1 protein-coding gene is annotated in these 359 nt (G+C 52.6%); it reads right to left on the bottom strand.

Going from position 1 to position 359, the window contains the following annotated elements; translation table 11 throughout:
* Positions 1-329 (bottom strand): TonB-dependent receptor domain-containing protein (locus tag KHA85_RS20660; protein ID WP_213186737.1); only part of this gene is annotated, 329 nt, incomplete at its 3' end.
* Between the last annotated feature and the right edge of the window lie 30 nt (positions 330-359).

The raw sequence follows: 359 nt of genomic DNA, 5'->3' as shown, positions 1-359 counted from the left end.
CGCGCGAAGGCTCGGCCGGCATCATAGTTGGCTTCAACCTCAACACCATGCATACGCACCGGCGTCAGAGAGTTGACGTAGATATACATATTGTCCGAGTAATCTTCGCTCGCATCGGCCCAATCGTTTTCCAGATTTTCGCGATAGCTGCATTTCCGTCCATTGCGGCACACCATGTAAGATTCACTGAAGATGTAATTGCGCACTTTACTGGTATAGCCCACGACCTTGAGGCGTAAAGAGTCTTCCTTAACCAGCAGATCGTGCCCGTTGGCGTTGAAGCCGGCCTGCCAGGTTTCCGCTCGTTCACCTTTGAGGAACGGGTTCATCGATGCGCCACCCGAGTTGGAATAGAACAC

This window comes from Dietzia massiliensis, assembly GCF_018390595.1.
In the GTDB taxonomy this organism is placed as follows: Bacteria; Actinomycetota; Actinomycetes; order Mycobacteriales; family Mycobacteriaceae; genus Dietzia; species Dietzia massiliensis.
The sequence above is the reverse complement of the archived record's forward strand: the minus strand, read 5'-3'. Positions and strand labels throughout refer to the sequence as shown.